This is a genomic window from Candidatus Propionivibrio aalborgensis, from assembly GCF_900089945.1.
GTDB classification, from domain to species: Bacteria; Pseudomonadota; Gammaproteobacteria; order Burkholderiales; family Rhodocyclaceae; genus Propionivibrio; species Propionivibrio aalborgensis.
The window spans coordinates 1-878 of sequence record NZ_FLQY01000325.1 but is presented as its reverse complement, the minus strand read 5'-3'; the positions used below and the strand labels follow the sequence as shown (position 1 = coordinate 878).

At 59.8% G+C, this 878-nt stretch carries 1 protein-coding gene and 1 pseudogene; both read right to left on the bottom strand.

The features are described 5' to 3' along the window. A partial coding sequence (locus PROAA_RS13630; protein WP_186411860.1) for an NAD-glutamate dehydrogenase domain-containing protein occupies window positions 1–402 on the bottom strand: 402 nt, incomplete at its 3' end. Beyond that, window positions 374–878: pseudogene (locus tag PROAA_RS13625) on the bottom strand (NAD-glutamate dehydrogenase domain-containing protein); the annotation flags it as partial. The pseudogene PROAA_RS13625 and the gene PROAA_RS13630, both read right to left, overlap by 29 nt.

Genomic DNA, 878 nt, shown 5'->3' with positions numbered 1-878 from the left:
GGTAAGACTCCTCAGTTCGCGCATGGCGACGGAAAGCATCGCCAGATCCAGTGCCGGGCCCGTTTTCAGGTCGGCCACCATTTCCCGCAGCCGGCTCAGGGGCGCATGGTTTGAAGCTTCCCAGGCGGCAAGCATCTCCGTCGCATCGATCCCGTCTGGCGACAGGCGTATGACGCTGGCGGTCAGCAGTCTCGTTTGCCGCGCCAGGTCATCGCGCAGTGCGTTGCGCGCCAGACCCTGCCAGTGCGTATTGGTGGAAAGCGCATTGATCTGATCGCCAAACCAGCGCATTTCCAGCTTCCCGACCAAGGCAAAATAGATCTCTGCGACCCGGTCGACGCCTTGCTCGCTGTCCGTCGCAATATCGACGATATCAAGTGCGGCGTATGAGGCGTCCAGCATCAATCAGCATCCGGTTCTGCACAGGAGCAGCGACCTTGCCGTCAAGCGCTTCGATTTCAGCCCAAAGCGCCGGGAAGTCGAATATGTCGCGCGCCAGAATATAGGCGCGAACCACTTCGTGCGCTTCCGCGCCGGTTTCGTCGCACATCCGAAACACGAAAACGATGCCGACGTGATTAATCATCGAATTGGTCAGAACCGTCGCAACGATTTCCCGCTTCAGAGGATGGCGAAGCATCGCGTTGGCGTATCGCGCCTGCAGTACCTTGGGGAAGTATCCTGTGAGAGCGGGAGCAACGTAGGGGTCATCCACCAGATCGGACTCAAGCAGTTGGTCGAATAGCACCATCTTGCTGTAAGCCAACAGTACCGCCCGCTCCGGCGCGGTCAGCCCGGACCGTGCCGCGCGACGTTCGGCAATCTGTTCGTCGGTAGGCAGATATTCAACCGCCCGATCGAGACGTCCGGCCTTTTCG